General features: G+C 40.1%; 14 protein-coding genes. All 14 read right to left on the reverse strand.

Annotated features, from left to right (window positions below):
• Entirely contained in the window at positions 1-912 is a 912-nt protein-coding gene (locus N7548_RS06585; RefSeq protein WP_263608677.1) for a BadF/BadG/BcrA/BcrD ATPase family protein, read from the reverse strand.
• The gene (nagZ, locus tag N7548_RS06590; protein ID WP_263608678.1) at positions 905-2473 is read right to left on the reverse strand and encodes a beta-N-acetylhexosaminidase; all 1569 of its coding nucleotides are present in this window, start codon (positions 2471-2473) and stop codon (positions 905-907) included. Before nagZ ends, N7548_RS06585 begins: the two co-directional genes overlap by 8 nt.
• Positions 2463-3605, reverse strand: a complete 1143-nt coding sequence (locus N7548_RS06595) for an exo-beta-N-acetylmuramidase NamZ family protein (protein ID WP_263608679.1) — start codon at positions 3603-3605, stop codon at positions 2463-2465. The genes nagZ and N7548_RS06595 overlap by 11 nt, the downstream gene beginning before the upstream one ends.
• A complete protein-coding gene (locus N7548_RS06600) occupies positions 3598-4236 on the reverse strand; it encodes a hypothetical protein (protein ID WP_263608680.1) in 639 nt (212 codons plus the stop codon). Before N7548_RS06600 ends, N7548_RS06595 begins: the two co-directional genes overlap by 8 nt.
• 8 nt (positions 4237-4244) lie before the next feature.
• Complete coding sequence (locus tag N7548_RS06605) at positions 4245-5255, reverse strand: carbohydrate ABC transporter permease (RefSeq protein ID WP_263608681.1); 1011 nt, start codon at positions 5253-5255, stop codon at positions 4245-4247.
• Positions 5245-6174, reverse strand: a complete 930-nt coding sequence (locus N7548_RS06610; protein WP_263608682.1) for a carbohydrate ABC transporter permease — start codon at positions 6172-6174, stop codon at positions 5245-5247. Before N7548_RS06610 ends, N7548_RS06605 begins: the two co-directional genes overlap by 11 nt.
• 1 nt (position 6175) lies before the next feature.
• Complete coding sequence (locus N7548_RS06615; RefSeq protein ID WP_263608683.1) at positions 6176-8740, reverse strand: DUF5696 domain-containing protein; 2565 nt, start codon at positions 8738-8740, stop codon at positions 6176-6178.
• 12 nt (positions 8741-8752) lie between these two features.
• Complete coding sequence (locus N7548_RS06620; protein WP_263608684.1) at positions 8753-9394, reverse strand: Yip1 family protein; 642 nt, start codon at positions 9392-9394, stop codon at positions 8753-8755.
• Complete coding sequence (locus N7548_RS06625; RefSeq protein WP_263608685.1) at positions 9384-10850, reverse strand: hypothetical protein; 1467 nt, start codon at positions 10848-10850, stop codon at positions 9384-9386. Before N7548_RS06625 ends, N7548_RS06620 begins: the two co-directional genes overlap by 11 nt.
• Before the next feature lie 11 nt (positions 10851-10861).
• Positions 10862-11728 (reverse strand): carbohydrate ABC transporter permease, encoded by an 867-nt coding sequence (locus tag N7548_RS06630; RefSeq protein WP_263608686.1) that lies wholly within the window; start codon positions 11726-11728, stop codon positions 10862-10864.
• Position 11729: 1 nt separating this feature from the next.
• Positions 11730-12608 (reverse strand): carbohydrate ABC transporter permease, encoded by an 879-nt coding sequence (locus N7548_RS06635; RefSeq protein ID WP_303645812.1) that lies wholly within the window; start codon positions 12606-12608, stop codon positions 11730-11732.
• A 65-nt stretch (positions 12609-12673) separates the two neighbouring features.
• Positions 12674-15580: an extracellular solute-binding protein gene (locus tag N7548_RS06640; protein WP_263608689.1), complete on the reverse strand. Its 2907-nt coding sequence runs from the start codon at positions 15578-15580 to the stop codon at positions 12674-12676.
• Between the two features lie 63 nt (positions 15581-15643).
• Positions 15644-17206 (reverse strand): immunoglobulin-like domain-containing protein, encoded by a 1563-nt coding sequence (locus N7548_RS06645; protein ID WP_263608690.1) that lies wholly within the window; start codon positions 17204-17206, stop codon positions 15644-15646.
• Positions 17207-17412: 206 nt separating this feature from the next.
• The gene (locus tag N7548_RS06650; protein WP_263608691.1) at positions 17413-19824 is read right to left on the reverse strand and encodes a hypothetical protein; all 2412 of its coding nucleotides are present in this window, start codon (positions 19822-19824) and stop codon (positions 17413-17415) included.
• Positions 19825-19927: the final 103 nt, after the last annotated feature.

The raw sequence follows: 19927 nt of genomic DNA on the forward strand, positions 1-19927 counted from the left end.
TTACCCCTTTGTAAAGTGTTTTATCGCGAGATGGTAAGCCCCTTTGACAGGTTCAACTGGGACTTCTTCGATGTCAAAAGACGGCATTCTGTCTTTGAGATACGCGATCATGGATGTTTTGACGGCTGGTGCTTGAAGGACAAATGATCCTCTTGGCGCTACCTTCACACGGTGTGGATGGATGAATCGCTTGTAGGCGTTATAAATCTGTTCACCTAACATTTCCCCTTCTTTTTGATATAAAGAGAGGGTGAGTTCATCCCCTGTTCTCGCGAGTTCTCCCATTTTCGGCGATAAACCAGCGATTTCACTTTTGTTTTTGTTGTAGATGTAAGCGATGATGTCCGCTTCGCTTTGTCCTTTGATTTCTTTTAACAACAACTTAGATAAAGGACTAAATCCCAGGTTGTGTTCACTTTCATAGATGAGATTTTTAAATGCGCTGATGACCACGTGATAGGCACTACCTTCATCCCCTAGGAGGTGTCCATAACCCCCAATGGTGTTGATGGCTTCCTCTTTTAAGGTAATCACAGCACTGCCTGTACCACCAATCGCCATAATGACCGCTTGATCGGGTTCTTTTTCAACCGAATACAAACCAATCATCGCGTCGGTATCTAACCTGACTTTTGCGTGAAATCGTTGTTCAAGGGACGCTTCGACCCCTTTGTCTTTCATTTTGGTTGCACCAGCGATACCCAATTGAATCCATAATTCGTATTCGACTACTGGGATTTTTGAAACGAGTGTTTGAATGGTTTGTTCGATGTTTTTCAATGCTTCTGTTTCATCGATTGAAAAGTTCGAAAAACCACCCAAAGCCCGAGCGATTTCTCGCCCTTCAAAGTCATACAATACTGCGAGGGTTTTGGTGCCACCACCATCGATGCCGATGATCCATTTATCCATGTATTGGTAACCTCCCTTTCAGTGTGAGTTGACCTTTTAGATACTCAATGAGGATGGTCATTGAGTTGGGTGTATATTCATACAAGCATACATAATTTTTAATGTTGGGATTAAAATGCAAGTCATAAGGATTTCTCATGGAAACCACATAGACTTCTTTTGATAGGGCTTGAAGTTGATCAATTAATGCGAGTTGTTGTTGATAGATGTTGCCATTGTAGGTTGTAACGACGATTTGATCATATCCTTTGGCTTTTTTAACCACATCTTGAATGACTTCATCACTTGGATTGACAGGCATCAAGTATCGTCCGATATCTGGTAAACTCGCTTTGATTTGTTTGGTGATCAAGTAATTCCCTTCGGTATCATCGGCCCCAGAAGTCACTTGAGGTGATACCCCAATAAAGAGCGTTTTACCTTTAGGTTGATAGATGTCACCTTTAACCAAAGTAGCTGCCCTTCTGACGGTTTCAAGGGCGTAAGCTTTATGCATTTCGTTGACGACCACAGACTCAATACCTAGGTAGGTTTGATTGATGATGTGTGTATTTATCAAGGTTTTATATTTAAGCACTCGAGATACACGTTCATCTAATACTGACATGGGTAATTCATTCGTTAAAACCGCTTGTTTGAATCGTTCAAAGGCTTGGATTTGGTATTCATAGGAATGACAAATGCACACCAGATTCGCGCCAGCTTGAACTGCCATGAGTGACGCTTCTACGGTGCCGTAAGCATCTTGAACTGCCTTCATTTCCATGCCATCTGTAACGATGAGACCTTCAAATCCCAAATCATTTCTCAAGAATTCCGTTAAACACTTTTTAGATAAAGTGGCCGGTAATCCCTGTTCACTAAATACAGGAAAGTCGATGTGTGATGTCATTAAGGCGTGAATGCCTTTTTGAATGGCATTTCTAAATGGCACCAATTCAATGGCTTCCAATCGATCCAAATCGTAGTCCACTTTTGGTAAAGCGAGGTGTGAATCCAAATGGGTATCACCATGACCCGGAAAATGCTTCCCGGTTGAAAGGATTTTGGTTTGTTGTCCTTTGAAAAAAGCCTCTGAGAATTGTGATACTTTATGTGGGTCATCGGAGAAACTACGTACCCCAATGACGGGATTTTTAGGGTTGTTGTTGACATCTAAGATTGGCGCAAGGTTCATATTGATGCCTAATGCATCCAATTCTTCTGCCATATACGTACCATTTTTTAAGGCATATTCAACATCATCTGTCGCGGCGATGGTCATCGCCCCAGGGAAGAAGGTTGCGCCATTGAATATGCGTGTGACCATACCACCTTCTTGGTCAATGCTAATGAACATCGGGACACGTAAATGTTTTGTCGCTTCCAATTGAAGCGATTGATTCAATTGGAAGAGTTGTTCTGGCGAGATACAATTTCTCGCAAACAAGATTACATTACCTAACTTATATTTGACGATCATCTCTTTAGTGACTTCATCGAGGTGGTCTTTTTGGATGCCAAACATAAATAATTGGCCAATTTTCTCTTCCAAACTCAATTTGTTAATATCATACGTCATAGAGATGATACCTTTCTTTCATAGTCATAAATCGTTTAGAATCTGCCTCCATTTTGGTCAATAAATCTGCCAAACTGAGGCGGTTTTTTTCAATGATATCAGTACCCATCAACAAGTTAAAAAACAAATTTTGACTGGTTTTAGGGGGTTGAATGAATTGAAATTCAGGGTGTAGTTGACGAATTATATGAATCAAAATAACCCCGGTTTTAACTGGTTCGAATGCATGTACATCCTGAACGAACATTTCTAAGCCTTCACACAACACATTGGCGTGTTTGGAGAAGACTGGGGTAAAATAATGTTTTCTGAATTGAACCCCTGGTAAATCATAAGCTTTTAATGCTTCAATGGTCAATTTACTGTTGAACCAAGGTGCGCCGAATATTTGGAACGGTTTGGTTGTACCTCTACCTTCGGAGAGATTGGTCCCTTCAAAATAACACGTTGCCATATAAGCATAGATGGTATCGATGGTTGGGATATTGGGGGATGGTAACACAAACGGTAACCCGGTATCTTTAAAATTCATCGAACGACGGTATCCGCTCATTGGAATCACGGTCAAATCGGCGTGAATACCTTCGGTTTCATTAAAGAAGTTAGCCAACTCACCTATGGTTAGACCATAGCGTTGAGGTATCGAGTAGTACCCTACAAAACTTCTAAAGTTTAAATCCAACAAGTTGCCTTCGACTGCTACCCCACCTAGCGGGTTAGGACGGTCGAATACGACCATTTTCTTTTGATAAAGTTTGCAGGCTTCCAATGCGAAAGCCATGGTATAGATAAATGTATAAAAGCGTGCCCCGACATCTTGGATGTCAAAACACAAGACATCGATGTCCGCCATCATTTCAGCGGTTGGTTTTCTCGTTTCACCATAAAGTGAATACACCATCGCGTTGGTTTCAGGGTCGACATAGGGGTCTAATTTCACCCCTGCTTGAACATTACCTCTAACCCCGTGTTCGGGCGAAAATAACGAAACCAAAGTGCCTATTTCATGGAGAATCTCAATGGTCGATTTAAAGTTAGCATCCACACCAGTCGGGTTGGTAATTAAGCCTATGCGTTTACCTTCGAACAAGGATTTATATTCATGAATACGTTCAATTCCCAATTTAATCATTGAACTTCATCTCCTTCACATCATCGACCACACGATCAGTGATGATCGCCATGACCATTAACCAGCCACTCACACCAAATAAAACGAAGATCATCGATGTGAATGAGGTGAGTAATAACAATAACAATACTGCGGGTGTCAATAACATGAACATGGTTCTTAGGATATATTTTCCTGCAATATAAAATGATAATTTGATAGAAGCTTTCATACCTAAGTCTGGTTTAAAATAGGCAATCGGTAATAAATATAGTGATACAGCCAGCATCATCACTACAAAAAATAACGTGATGTAGTAGCCTGCTTGATAGAAAAGATTGGGTGCATCCTCGATGAGATCAACATAATAAGTCATATTGAGATACCCGATGGAGATAATCATACCGATTAAAATCCCCAATAAAATCTTGTAAAAAGTACGGTGTTTCAAATGATTAAAGTATGTTCTGAACAACCCTTTTTCCTGTTTCTTCCAAAGGTCTCTTAAAGTGTTATATCCTGTGGATAAACCTAAAAAGAGCGTAATGACAGGTAATATGGTGATGATCACCAATGTATTGATGATTACCAAACGCAAAATCCAGTCACTGATTTGATTAATTTTTTGGAAAAAGGGTTTTTCAATGAACATATAATCTCCTAACCGACAATACCGGTTCTTTCAATCGATTCAACAAATTGTTTTTGAACAAATAAATACATAATGAGCAGTGGTAACATCATGAGTAACGCCGCAACGTTGCTGATGAGAGCTAAGAAGAGTGGGTTTTCCCAAACATCTTGACCAACCAAATCCAGACCACCCGTGTAGAACAATTGTGCATACATGTTTTCTGCAGCATTGAGAAGACGCATGGTTAAGATTGGAAAATCTGCTGTGGATACTTCAAAGATTTTCACATAATAGGCATCATTCCACGCCCATACAAACGAGAATAGACCAACGGTAACCATCGCACCTCTGGCGTTTGGCAACATAACATTAAAGAATATTCTAAAGACACCAGCACCATCAATCTGTGCGGATTCTTCCAATTCCTTTGGCAATCCCGCAAAGAATTGTCTAAAGATAAAAATGAAGATACCAGAACGAATCCCCATACCAAAGAGGTTCATCAAATAGATAGAGGTTTGCTTCCCAATCAATTGAAGGTCTCTAAAGTAGAGAAATTGTGATAATGATAAAGCTTGTGGCGGGATGACAATGGTTAAGATGACCAAAATGAATAGGGTATTGGTAACTTTGTTCTTAAGTCTTGAAAAAGCATACCCTGCCAACGCGGTAGAGAATAACTGTAACACCATTGAAATGAATGAGATGGTCGCTGTATTGATCAGTGCATCCTTATAATCCAACACCAATACCGCGAGTTCTAGGTTTTTTAATGACCAAATCTCAGGTATCCAAATAACCGCTGGATTATTGACATCTTCTGGTGCTCTTAGGGCTTGTAGGATTTGTTGGATGGTTGGGAACAAAATAACGAAGCACAACCCAATCAAAAATACATAACGGAAGAATGACCCAAAGAATGCTTGGAAATCTCTTTTTCTTTTCGCATTCAACTTTTGTGTGAAATAGGTATTTTTAATGTCTGTTTTCTTCTTCTCGATGAATGCTTTAATGGTTTGGAAGAGATTAGTTTTCATAATGAGAACCTCCAATACCAAAGATTTTAGCTAATAAGAAGATGATGAGTAGAATCACCAAAATCGATCCCACATACATCCATGACATCGCTGAGGAAAGTCCCCATTGTTGGCTATTGAGTTCATCTGAAATAATGCCTGAAACCGATGAAGTCAAGAACGTATCGACCAGTGCATATACTGTAACGGTAAGGATGTGAGGGGACACGTTTGGTAACGTGATCAACCAGAACATTTCATAGGCTGTCGCGCCTTCGATTTTCGCTGCTTCATACAAATGTTTTGGTACAGATTGAATGGATGCTAAAAACAGAAGGATTGGCACCCCTGCCAACGCCAAGATGTCGTAGATACGACCAATCAATCCACTGATAAATCCAACAATCATTTGATCTAAACCGGTTTGAACCAAGAAATGCTCTAAATCAAACAGCTGACCAATGTTTTGTTGTTCAAGGATTTGTGTGATGATATCTCCGCCACCGAGTGCTGTCGCGACCGCGGCTGAGTTTAAAATCACTGGGATAAAGAATATCGCTCGCACCACAGCTCTACCGCGGAATTTCGCATTGAGCATGACTGCGATGAATAGACTGAAGATCAATAGCACCGGTAAGTTGATGACCACGTCCGTGACGGTATTGATCAATTCAACTTTAAAGCTACTAACCGTAGTTACGTGGGTATTCCACGCAAATAAGTAATTACCAAACCCGACAAATTCAAGCACAATTTCACCCACACGTGGGGTCAACTTGAAGAATGAATACATGAAGGATTGGATGAGCGGCATACCAAATAAGAATACAATCCCTAACAACCATGGCAACAAGAATATAAACGACCACAATTGTTTTTGTTTTTGATACTTATTGATATTTTTCGTGTTTACACCGATATTTTTTTGTACTTGTTGCATCTTAATTACCCCCTACCACTTTATAATTCATGGCGAAGACGACTTGTCCTAGGTAATTATAAGGCGTCAAGTTGTAGTTAATCACGACTTCTAATCCATGTGAATACGTAACTTTATACACGTTATTCGCAATAATTTCATGTTGAACCAAACGGCCTTGGTGGATACCAATGGCATCGAGTTCTACTTTTTGTGTCTGCATCAAATCCAACCAGTTTTTGTAGTAGGTCGAGTTGTACTGATTGTATTCGGTGTTGAGTAATTCCCTCGAATCGTCATAGGTGAGGGTATACTTTAAATTCGACCCAGTTTCAATGGCTTTCAAGAAATTATACTCAATGCTTCTGGTTGAGATGATATTGATAGAATCCCCTGCATAATCTACAAGGCCTGATAATGCCAATTGAAGGAGGGGAATTTGTTCATCTATGATGGCGTATAATGTGGTATCTGTTGGCAAATCTGTGATGTATTTCGCATAAGGTATCGCGAAACCCATCGGGTTACGTAACATCAGTTGTTTGTTGGATTCCGCTAAAATCGCTTGTTGTAAACGTAAGGCATCCTGTTTAAATAGGATGTTTGATTTGTCATAAGAACCGGTTAAATATTGACCTAACATGGATAAATCGATATAGTCATGTTTGAAATCCTTGACCATTTTATCGTAAATCGCTTGATAATACGCTGGGTTAATGATGTAATCCGCATCGCTATGTGGATACATCGTTTCAGAATAAGGTAATCCTGTTGGGTAATGATATTCGTATAAATACGCATTGTTGCCTGTGATTCTCTTTGCTGAGTAGGTGTATTGGTCAGAGAAACGACGATACCCATTGACCGTCATCAATTTCACCGATGCATACACGTCAATATGATCGGTTTCTAGCGTATTCACCATACGCTTAAACCCTTGTTCATTGCCCAAAACACGTTCGACATCCATCTTGGTTTCAATGGATTGTGAAAGACCACCATTGAATACACCGGAATAAATCACATTGATGTCATCGATGTTCAACGCTTGCATCTCATCAATGATTTTCAGTGCTTGTTTGAAAGTGGTAAGTGAGCGTGTGGTATGATACGGGATACCTAAGAAGAATTCTTTTTTATCGTAAGCACCTAAAAACTCTGTGGTGATGACGGTTTGTGTGGTTTGATCATTTAAACTTAATCCATAAGTATCGATCAAGTAATTTCGATAGCTCTCAGCTACCCCCACATAATTATTATTCGCGCCAGTGAGAAACTCGTACTGAACCACAAAATCGGTTCTGACAATCGGTTTTGTCCATAGTGTGATTCCGTGTGGTACCGATGGGGTACCTAACGTGATGGCTTCAGATTCTCTAAGGTTAAATGATATGAATACATTGTTGTAAGAGTCAATACGCCCAGAGACATCGGCGTTGATGGTTGCCATAGCATCCCCTTCAGTGATGATACCTGCAAATCCACCGACTTCTTTGATCATACCAAAGACTGGGATGGTGATGTCTTGTTGTTGTTCTCTCATCTTAAATGGTAGTAAAGCCAAATCTTGACCATAAAGGCGTTTGCGATAAGGGTTTTGATAATACTTACCATTGTTAAAGTTCATGATGGCTCCTGCACCATCCGGTAAGACGATGTAACCTTCGGTTGGGACGCCAGCGATTTCCGCGATGGCTGTACCGAACATTGGGTATAAGGAAATACTTGAAATACGAGACCCACCAAATTCTTGTAAGGTATTTCGCATGATGGCAGTTTGAATACCTTTATCTGTGAGTTTCACTTCTACACCAATCTGAAAGCGGATTTTTTCATAATCCACGGTATAGCCATAACCAAAGTTTTCCTCAATGGCTTGTTCACGGGTATAACCCAACTTACCATAGAATATGTCGTATAAACGGTTGATGACTAAACGGCTCATGGTTTCATAACGAGCAATCTCGTATAGACCCGTGACTTCATCAAATTTGGTATAGGCGATTTGTTCTAAAATGGCTCGGTCTTCTAAGGTTTCCATGATTTCTTTTGGTAAAAATTTAGGAAAGAATAGGTAATCGACTTCTAAGTCTTCTAACATATACAAGACTTGGAAACCATCGTTGAGATACTTGATTTTATAGGTGCGTTCTCCAGCTGCAGAGAGTCTGCTTTCTGGATGACTGATGGAAAATTTATAGTTGTTGATGGTCGTTAATGATCCATTCGCATCCACATATTGAACTTCTAAGGTTGCTTTTTGTTTTTCAATCGCGGTAGGGGTAATTTTACCAGATTCGGCTTCCCATGGGTCTGGGATGGTTGGGTTCGATTGCCATACTTCACCATTGCGTTTATCTACCACTTTGAAATACGTATTGGTTTCGTCCAAATACAGTTCAAAATTCGTATTTGATACTACCAATTTGTTGTTATCACTGAGTTCACTACCTGCCACAAATCCTGTTTCATCAAATGGAATGAGTTCAGGGAATTGTAAGTCTGCAGCCTTTAATTTAAATGCCAATTGATAGGTTGTGATGCCTAAGATGATGACTAGGATGCCAATCCATATTTTTAATTTCATAGTGATTGCCTCCTAATATCGCAACGATATTTCATTGTAGATGGAAGCCACAAACGAAATAAACTGTTGGATTAAATCAAAGAATAGTAACCCTAAAAACATCAATACCGCCATCGCGATGAAGGTTGCGATAAATGCTAAGATGGTTTTAAAGAGACCATAATTATGAATGTTTAAAATACCCATGAATAACATCCAACCTGCAGCGACATATGAAATCGAAACTGCTAGGGTATAGAATGCCATTTCTTCGAGGGTTAAAAAGTTTGAAATAATGACGGCTGGAAATCCAACGATGAGGATAGGAAACAAGGAATACCCTGTTACCATGAGGATTTCTTTATATTTGCCTTTACCTTCCATCAACGTGGTCACTGACCAATTGGCAGCGGTAAAGATGCCAACCAATAAGACCACAGCAAATATTTCTTCTAAGGAATTTAACAACATCGGATTACGATTGTTGATGAGTGGTCCTTCATATTGATAGGTAAAAATGCGGAGGAATGCAAACAAGAAGATAAAGGTAATTGCAACACTCATTTTGCCTTTTTCATAGCGCTTGAATTCTTCATACCCATCAAATGGATGAAATAATACATATTTTGGAAAGCTGAGGAATTGTTCCTTGAAGCGTTTGAAATTAATCTTCATATAGAACGTGACCTCCACTTCTGATGGTCTTACGAATCTTGATGTAGACGAATAGACCTGCTAAAGCAACCGTTCCGCCCATGATCCAACCAAAGTTTTCTCTTAGGATTTCATTACGGTAACCTTTAAATGCTTTCGAATAATAGAAATCATCGTGTCCTAATTTGAAATAGGCCATGGCTTCTTTGTATTCACCTTGTCTTAACAAGTATTTACCAATGCCATTGTAAGACACTTCATAGTTGGTGTTTAATACCAAGACCTCACGCCAAATTTGTGCAGCTTCATCAAATAAACCTTCATCTTGAAGGGATACGGCTTGATTGACTGAACGTCCAAAATCGGTGAGTCGATAAACGATGACTGTTCTAGTTTTACGGTCTAGCACCATGATGTCATCATTTAGATAGGCAACAGCCACACCTTCTGTGAACTTATCGCTTTGTTGACCTTCAGCGCTATTGATATAGAGTAAATTACCCTCATTATCATAGGTGAAAAGTCTTGAGCGTTTTTGATCTAATACAGTATAAATACCATGTTCAGTATAGGCGATATCTTGAAGTAATGATGGTCCAGTTACAACGTATTTATTGCCTGCTTCTAGGTAATGAATGTCCCCCATTGGCGGGAAATAACCACGTTTTTTAATGACATCGATCCCTTTTGGATTGATCAATTGAATGGTATTTTTAGCGTTGTTTTCGCTGGGTTTCGATGTCGCATAAATGAAACTTTCTGGATTGAGCACCACATTGGTGTATTCGGTTGGTAAGAATAACTTTAACTGTGCCAACTGTGCTTCTGTCATCATGTTTCTTCTAAATATTTCGTAGGGTGTCATCTGTATTGGATTGACACCTGTAAAGCGATTAAAATCACCATTAGAAGAAAGTTCAATGATGCCTTCATAGACATTTTTCGCGATTACGTACATGCGTTCTGTCGCATCCACAGTAATCTTGATGGGTTCAAAGTTAAGTTCTTCAAACGTTGGGTCATCAATGGTATCAAACACATCGATGACTTCGTAGTCACGATTGAGTTTAACAATGCGCTTATTACCTGTATCAGCCACATAAATGGCGTTATTGGTCACTTCTAATCCAAATGCCCCATTGAGTGTTGTTGACGCTTCTGCGAAACCAGGTTCTTGTTTATCCAGAAAAGCTTGGGTAAATGGAAAATCCTTAACTACTTCAACGAGTTCAAATTGTGGATTCACAACCACGATTGCATTTTCTGTGGAATCCAGCATATAAATGTGATCATCAAAAACCACCATATCTTCTGGTGTAGATAAGGTTGTCCCTAAAGTTTGCGCATTGAAATACGCAGCAAACGTCATGCCTGGTGCGGAATGAATGACTTCGTTATAATAGGAATAATTATACGAAACCGATGAAATTTGCAATGGTAAGGTGAATAACAGGGTGAAAAATGCGAATATTTTCATGTGTATCCTCCTTATTTCATGCCCGAATGGCTAAATGTTTCAACAATTCTAGACTGTGAAATCATAAAGAATGTGACTGGAACAATCATCATAACAAAAGCAACCGCAGCAATGGTACCGGCACGTTCAATCGACCCTTGGGCGATTTGTCTTAACGCATACGAGACAGGTTTCAACTCTTCAGAGAAGATGAAGGAACCCCCATCGGTTGTCCATAGTCTTTGGAATAACAAGATGACTAAGGTTAACCAAGCTGGTTTAACCAATGGCATCACGATTTGGAAGAATATACGGTATTCACTCGCACCGTCAATCTTCGCCGACTCAATCAATTCATCCGGGATTTGTGTCATGAATTGTTTCATGAGGTAAAGCCCAAGGGATGATGCGATGGCCGGTAAGATGATGGCGAATGGCGTATCTACTAAGCCAATCGATGAAATGATGATGTAGTTTGGTGTAGCGGTAACTTGTGGTGCAAACATCAAGGAATAAACAACCAATGTGAAGAAAATGGTCTTCCCTGGAAATTTGTATTTTGCGAGTGGATAGGCTGCCATCGAAGCGATGATGACGTGTCCTACAGTCCCGGTTAATGTGATGAAGATGGTATTAAAGAAATATCTAGAGAATGGAATCCATGAGTTTTCCATCAATTCAGATAAGTCTCTAAAGTTGTCAAATGTGATGTTTCTAGGTAATAAGGTTGGTGGAAACTTGAACAATTCATCGAGTGGTTTAAAGGCATTCGACACGGTCATGATGAGTGGGTATGCACTAAAGATTCCAAACAAAGCGAGTAATGTCATTAGGAAAATATCGCCACCTAACGAACGGTTGAGTTTACGGTTCTTTTTGATTCTTAATTTTTTCGCCATCTTAATCACCCAACTTTCTTAAGAAGCTACGAACGAATAAGTTCGCGCTCATCATGATGAGGAATAAAATGGTTGCGATCGCACTGGCGTAACCCAAATCAAATCGGGTTGAACCGTAGTCAATCAAGTGAGTGACAATCGTGTGCCCTGCATATTGAACGGATGGGAACCCAACCAGTTGCATCGATACTTCAGCGATGGCCAAACTGGTGGTAATTTGCATCACGGCACCGAACAATAATTGTGGTTTCATGCTTGGTAAGGTGATGTACCAAAGTTCTTGCCAACGGTTTCTAATCCCGTCAATCGCCCCTGCTTCATACAGTGTTTTATCTACACTTTGAAGCCCTGCGATGAAGGATAGGAAGGATACCCCCAACGATAACCATAATTGTACAATGATGATAACCATCATAATATAATCCGGATCTTTTAACCAAAGAATGGGGTTATCGATGAATCCATAACGGATCAAGAATGCATTGGCGTAACCATGGATATCTCCAGAGAAAATGATGAGCCACATCAAATACGCATTACCAGAAATGGATGGTGCGTAGAAGATTAAGGTCATGAATGCTCTCACTTTAGGTCTAAGTTCGTTGATAAGCCATGCGAATACAAAGGCCATCATGTAACTCACCGGTCCTGTAACGACGGCTAAAATGAGCGTATTTTTAATTGCGATGATAAATTCATCATCGTATAACAACAACTTCAAGTAGTTGTCTAACCCAATGAATCTTGGGGTTTCTAATAAATTGTAATAAGAAAAACTGATGCCTAACGACATGAACACCGGGATCACTGTAAATGTGAAAAATAGAATTGCATACGGTGCCATTAAAATGTACAGATGTTTATGCTTTTTGATTTCCATTTTAAGGAGTTGTCGTTTTGTGTATTTAGGTTTTGGATTCAATGCTTGTTGCACAATAGACCTCCTTAATCTAGTCCGAATTCGTTTCGTTTCTTCGTTATTTCTTCGTTGATGATTTGTACGTAATCATACAGGGTTTCTCTTGGATTCGCATTGTCATTGATGACCAATCGTAATGCATTATCTAAGTGTCTACCTGTCATGTATCCGCCTGGTACTTCAGGAATCCCTCTGACCCAAACCCATGTATCCATGAGTTTGTTGTATTCGGATACCGTCCAAGGCAATTGGGCTACAGCGTCGATATTCGCGGTAGGGTAACGTGCAGCTGCACCTAAAATCCCTTCCATCTCGCGTCCAAATCGTACTTGCGTTTCTGTCGAGGTCCACCATTTTAGGTAGTCCCATGACGCTTCTTTCTTCTTCGATTGTTCGAGAATCATGACGCCTGTACCCGAGGATACGGTTTCTCTGCGGATGATTGGGTTACCAAGTTCATCAAAGTCAGCTGTACCTGGAATGGATACGAAATTCCACTTACCTTTGATTTCAGGGGCGAACACCGCGAGGGTATTGTAAGTATTGTAATAGGTGATACCAATCGGCATTTGTCCACTTCTAAAACGGTTGATGAAGTTGGCTTCTACAGGGAATGAATAATCTGTATAGAACTTTGTCCAAGTTTCAAATACAGCTGGACCTTTACCTTCGTTAAACCCTGATTGGCTGTTGTTATCGATATAGAACGCCCCATCATTTTGATAGAACATCGATGAGAACACAGGGTTCGCAGGTAGGTTCGCAACATTACCAGCAGACGCTGGAATTGGTAAATAGAATTCTAAGTTGTGTTTTTGAAGGTCTGGTACCAATTGAATGACATCGGTCCAAGTTTGTGGAACATCAAAACCCATCTCTTCAAAAATATCGGTTCGATAGAACATCATCAAGAACGTTTGTTGTTCAGGTAATGCATAAGTACCGTTGTTGTATTCGTAAGGTGTAAATGCACTATCCATAAAGCGTTCGCTGATGGTATTAAAATCACTGAAATTCGATAAATCGTAAGCCGCATTACGCATCGCGTAGTTCACAGGTACACTGTGGTCTACACCCATCGCGACATCTGGACCACGTCCGGATAAAGTAGCCGGTAATAGGACTGCGCCATTGACGAGTTTCAAATCCACTTGAATCCCAGACTCAGGCGTAAACGATTCGTCGATGAGTTTTCTTAATATGTTCGCTTGGTCTTTACCGATGGATAACCATACTTCAATGGTTTCACTGCTGCCTGTGGTTGTTTTACCTACAGCTGAGTAATCGGTTAAGAAGGATGCGAAGAAGGCACGAACACTGTACCACATGCTTTCCATGACGCTGGCTTTAGCCTTTGGCAGTTTCGCATTTGGCTCGTGTAATACAAAATAATCGATTTCAAGGGGTTGAGCATCAAGTAAAGTAATCAATGTCCCTAACGCTGAAATGTTTGAGTTATATGCAGATAATTTACGGTGAATCTCTCTAGGTTTTTTAATGAAATCATCGAGTTGTAAAAGCATCGTGTCGAGAATACCCGTTTTTTCAGAGGTTGATCCCGAAATGGCTATTAAGGCTTTACGAACATTTCTTAAGGTGGTACGTTCGTCTTGTAAACGTCCGACCAAGTTAGGAATTCTCTCTGTCAATTGATAATCACGATATTGGTCAGGTTCTGGACCTGTATAGACCAATATTTCACGATAAATTTTATTGAGATTCGCGATTGAGTTTTGAATTTCATCGATCAAAATCCCATACTGAGCTAAGGATACTTCCAAAGTGATTTCATGGGTTCCAGCTTCAAAATAGAACAAATAAGCTTCGGATTTGGTGCCTAAGGTTTGTAGTCTCCAATCGTTGGCGTGTTTAAATTCGTAATTTCTAAGTTCAGCAAACGGAATCTCGCCATCGATATAAATGTTTCTACCGACATTCACCCCGCTTGCAATCTTTTGTTTAAGACGCATCGATAGTTGATATAACCCATCGGATTCTACTTCAAATGACCAACTGATTTTATCCCCTGAGATACGCCAGTTGTTTCCACCAATGGTGTTTAAAATAATCTTGCTTGGATCAGACATCATGGTGAGGGTGCTGGTTCTGTCATTGAGTGGGTATAGGGTTGGTGCGGTTGTATACGTTGGGTCTTCTGCTTGAATGATGAGATTGGCTTGATCAGCTGGGGTATACCCCATCGAATCATACATCGATTTCATATCTGCATAGGTCGGTAACGCAACTACCGATGAGATGTTTAATCGACCAATGACCATCGGTTCTCTCACCGATTCGAAGGTGATGGTATTTGAACCTGCTTGGAAATAAAGCTCGTAAGGTTCTGTAATATAACCAACAGCATCTTTAATGTAAGTTTGTTGCCACTGCGGTTTTTCCACTTGTGATGGGCGAATATCATTCCCATAAATGTCTTTTTTAACCGCTTCTTTTGCGCCCCAAATGCGGTGGAAAACCACATTCTCTAACCCTATAAAAGGAATAGTGTCATTGATCAAAATCTTTCTTTCGATGTTCGCTGACTTTCCTTCATATGGGTAGTATTGAACCAAAACATGATAAAAACCAGACTCAGGTACACTGAATTTATAAGTGACTGTACCTGTTTCTTCGGTGAGTAAGACATCCGATAAACCTTGATAGTTACCAAGTATTTGTTGATTACCGGTCATCGTATCGTATTGTGAACCAGGGATTACTATCGTTGTAATCGCTGGATAATTTTCAACTTTAGTGGATTTGTATTGATAATAATCTGAATTTTGACCATAGAGCTCGGAGTCCGTAACATTCACATGGCTTGTATTGTATGACAATGGACTCTGGCGATTGGCTAGCCAGGCATAATCAAGTAAACTGTAGATTAAAAACAAAAACACAGCTGATAGTGTAATGATTAAACCTTTTTTCAAAATAACACCCCTTTAATAAGGTGCCCTCTCCCCTACCGAGGAGAGGGCTTTATCATTGTTTTTTTAAGAATTGAAATACGCTTCTAGTGCTGCATCATAGGTTGGTTTGATACCATCCATGAGTGTTCTAGCATTACCTTCGCGAACGGCAAGGTTGACGTTTCTTCTCCAACCTTGTTCGCTATAAGCGCTGATACCAAGTGCATTAATGAGTTCTAGATAAACCTTGTCATAAACTTCAAGATAAGCTTCTACATAAATTTCATTGTCAAACTTAGTCATTAAGGTTAATTCAAAGTCAGATTTCAATTCAGCGTCAGTGCGCCATAATTGAAGTTCATTCCAAACTTGGAATACCAACGCTTCTTTAGCAGCAGACATACCGGATGCTACATGATATACAGCAACACCACTGACTGGTGAGGTATAAGCACCGGTAAATGCATCGGCTTTAGGGAATGGTACATAGCCAAGTTCAAATGGTAGACCACCCCAACGGTTAGGTGCAGTTACGAACCATAGATTACCTGGATGCATTGCCACTTTACCTGCTTGCCATAACGGCGAACCAGCGTCGTATTGTGGGGATGTTTCAAATAAACCTTGGGTATATAAGCTATTTAAGAAATCATAAGTTTGTAATGCTGGGTTTTGTGCAAATGAAACCCTTTGAGTCACACTATTGATCAATGTGCCACCATTGAGTGGGATCATCGATTCAGCGTATGCGGATGGCATACCCCCTAGTGGGTACATTTCTTCTTGACCATTGGCCATCAATGTTTTCACTTGTTTAGCCCAGGTTTCGAAACGTGTCCAAGTCCATTCACCATCTAAATACAATTGTGTTGGGTTAGCGACACCAAGGTTCGCTACCAAATCTGCATTGTAATATAGACCAGAATCCACGGTTAAATTACCTTCATTGAATGCCCAAAGTTCACCTTGGAACATGGATACTTTTTGGTAGCTTTGATGGATCTTGCTACCGGTTGTCGCCATATATTTATCGATTGGTACAATGGCTTCTGCTTTTGCTAAAGCTTGAATCCAGTCCGAAGTTGACCAATAAATATCTGCTAAGTGATTATTGGATACGGATGATTGAATGATTGCGTTGACACGGTCTGGTCCCCACGGTGCATTTGCAGGATAAGGTTTGTATTCAACGATAACATTGAGTTCAGCTTCGACTTGACGTTGAAGTGCTTGACGTTCTTGTTGTCTAGTACCTGAATATTCTGCATGGAATGGGTCCACCTCATAGGGTGCCCCGTGCATGATGACAATCTTGGTTGGTTCAACCGCTTGTCCTTGTACGGTGACTTTACGGGTAACAGTAACTTCCTTACCGTCGCTACCTGTCACTTTATATGTGAGTGTATAAACCGCTGGTGCGTTGGTGTTTACTGTTCCAGTGACTTGGATGTTGGTGATTGCCCCATCCACAGAATCGGTCGCAGTGACACCATCCAGTGGATTAAAGGTATCTCCTACTGTGATTGTGATGTCATTCGCGCCACTAATGCTCGCTGTAGCTGGCTCGTTGCCACCACCGCCGTTGCCACATGCCGCAAGCATGGTAGCGAAGACTAAAAGTAAAATGCTTAAAAATACTTTTCTCATTTTATCTCCCTTTCTCTATTGAGATTTTTCATTGTTTTTAAAAGTTCCCTTACATATATGTAAGCACTTTTATACACTATCATTATACTATGTATTACTTTCGATTTTTCCGACAACCGTGTTATTTTCGCATTAAAAAAATTATTTTCACACGTAAAAAAGAAAGTTCCTATATAAAGGAACTTTCAATGGTTTACTTATTTAAATTATGGGCGTTTTCTTAAGATGATGAATGCTGCTGCGAAAGCGACCACTGAAGAGCTTAGAGAGATGGCGATGGTAGCTGCCATTGAGGTACCAACTTGGTCTTCTTTACCTTCGATTAAGTCTTGAATTTGTTCAAGTGTTAAGGTGTTTTCAGTGATATAATCGATGATTTCTTGTTCTTTATCATCTAATTTTTCATCAATTTGTTCGTCAACGATTTCTGGTGTAACAGGTTTAGCTACGACAACCACATTGAATGTGACTGTGCTTGCATTACCAGCTTGGTCTTCTGCGACAACTTCAACAGAATAAGTACCAGGGTTATTGACATTTAAACCACCATTTTGTGAAACATAGATAACAACATCTGCTCTTGCATCGTGGTTATCGATTGCGATTACGTTGGATAAAATGGCTTCGTTTGCACTGGTGAAATCGCCAGCTTCAAACTTGAAGTTTTCATTGACAACGACAAGTTCAGGTGCAGTCTTATCATCGATGGTTAATGTGTATGAAGCGGTCTTCACGATGTCAGTATCGAAATCAGGAATACCAGCGACAAATTCAGTCTTAGAAACTGGATCATCATACACGATGGTTCTTGCTAATGCATATTCAGTCGCTTTATTGACACCGACGACAACGATATAACCGTTTTCTTCAAGTGTTAATCCAGCCAACCAAGCATCAAACATACCGGATGCGTTCGCAGGGGTATTTGTACCATTAACGTCGACTAAATCCCAAGTTCTTCTGTTGATGGTTCTGATTACTGTACCATCGCCAGCAACTTCAATAATCACACCGGCAGAACCCCAAGAGAATGTGGAAGTCTTGAATGTGGTTACGTCTGTCCAAACTGAAATATCGTTCGCGATAGATGTTAATTGAACATTGGTCTTTGTAACATTATAAGTACTGCCTTTAAATGTTACAGTTGCAGGTTGATCAGGTACACCAGGGATATGTACATGGTGTGTGAATTGTAAGTTGATTTGATATACGCCTGCTTTAGGTGCATAGAAGTTAAATCCTGCTGGGTAAGTTACTTGGATGGTATTTGTAATATCATTGCCGTAACCGTCGTCAGCTGTGATGCCTTGCATAACATTGACATATTGACCTTCGTCAGAGAATCTGTTGACAACGCCTGCAAATTTAGGAGGCATAACACCAACAACGATGTCAGCTTCTACCACAGTTTCGCCACCAAGTGTGGTTTCAGCGATGAATTTAGCTTTATAACCAGCACCAAATACAGAGGAGTCTACTGCAGTGACTGCAGCACTCTTGGTGTATACGCTATTCACTTCGTCCCAAGTGAAATCGATGGTTTGTAATAGGGTTTCGCCTGTTTCATTCCAAATTTCAACTTGATAGTCTAATTTTTCAGTTAAGTTTTGAATCTTGTCTTGTGCATCAAACATATTGACCCATGACGCTTCAACGGTTAATGGAAGATCAAAGGCAGATTGATAATCAACAACGATATTAACGCCAGCGGTTGTGTTATCATCGTCTAACGCTGTAATACCAGCGAAAGTAGGTGCTTGGTGTGTATAAACGATTTCAGCATTTGCTGTTGCAGCATTCGCTAATAATCCAGGTAATGTCTTGATAAAATCAGTGGTCTTAGCATTTAAAGAACCTCTATCGTTTGTACCAAAGCTTACAGTTGTCCAGCCCGCAGGAATGGTAACAAAGTTAGGGTCACCAACGATGATTGTAGACCATTTTTCTTTATCTAATTCAGTTGTAGTATCTACGTCAGCGTTTGTCCAAGCGATGTATTTAACCGGTTCAAGTACATAGCCTTGAGCGTCTGTAGCATCAATTTTCATACGAACGTGTGATACTCTTGTGGTTGCAGGTTTTGGATCGGCTGCATCATACGCTGTTTTTTCTTCAGCAGTTGCTAAACGCCAATCTGGTGCTTCAGGTGTGCCATCATTAAAAATGTAATATGTGAAGATTTGGTCTTCAACCATTTGTAATTTACCGGAAGCATCAAAGTATGTCCAAATTCTTTGAACAACAGATGTTAAGTCAGCTCTACCATTTGCTGTAGAAAGGATGACTGGAGAATCTGTGTCATTGATGATCATCGAAGCGAACGCATTGTATTGCAATGAATTCATTTCGGTTGCACTGATGAAACCGTCTGAGTTTGCATCGTTGAAATCTTTGGCATAACGTACGCCGCCTCTAACGAAGTGGTAACGGTGACCGCCGAATTCTAAATCCCAGAATGAATCACCTAATTTTAACTGAGTACAAGAATTCTCAGCTAGTAAACATGCTTCTTGATCATATGGAAATAGATCAACAAGGTCGCCCTCAGCGGCATTCATGCCAAATGGAGCAATCGCTAGTCCCATGACTAACATTAGAAACATCAATACTTTTTTCATTTTTCCTCCTATGTGAATCTTTGTTTATTCTAGATTCATTTTATGAACAATTGTAAGCGCTGTCAATGCAGATTTTGGGATTTGTCACATTTTCAGGCCATTC

It is taken from the genome of Paracholeplasma manati (genome assembly GCF_025742995.1).
Taxonomy (GTDB): domain Bacteria; phylum Bacillota_I; class Bacilli_A; order Acholeplasmatales; family UBA5453; genus Paracholeplasma; species Paracholeplasma manati.